1 protein-coding gene is annotated in these 338 nt (G+C 72.5%); it reads left to right on the top strand.

Annotated features, from left to right (window positions below; genetic code table 11):
* Positions 1 to 338 (top strand): CobW C-terminal domain-containing protein (locus BVI061214_RS13965; RefSeq protein ID WP_162207990.1); only part of this gene is annotated, 338 nt, incomplete at both ends.

Genomic DNA, 338 nt, shown 5'->3' with positions numbered 1-338 from the left:
GGGGGGGGGGGGGGTGGGGGGGGAGGAGGTCCTTTTCCCGCCCCGGAGCCTGCGCATCCTCCACCCTGGGGTCCACCTCCACGCCCACGCCCGGGTGGTGGTCCTCCCAGGGGAGGCCTCCCTGGGGGACCTCGAAGCCTGGCTCAAAGGGGTCCTCCTCCTCCTGCACGGCTCCCGTCTCCTCCGGGGCAAGGGGGTGGTCCGGCTCCGGGAGGCCCCCAAGCCCTTGGTCTTCCACCTGGAGCTGGGTTTTGCCGAGGCCAGGGACGGCCTGAACCACCTGGTCTTCATCGGAGAGGGGCTGGACCGCAGGAGCCTAGACGAAGGGGCCAGGCGGG

It is taken from the genome of Thermus aquaticus (genome assembly GCF_001280255.1).
In the GTDB taxonomy this organism is placed as follows: domain Bacteria; phylum Deinococcota; class Deinococci; order Deinococcales; family Thermaceae; genus Thermus; species Thermus aquaticus.
The sequence above is the reverse complement of the archived record's forward strand: the minus strand, read 5'-3'. Positions and strand labels throughout refer to the sequence as shown.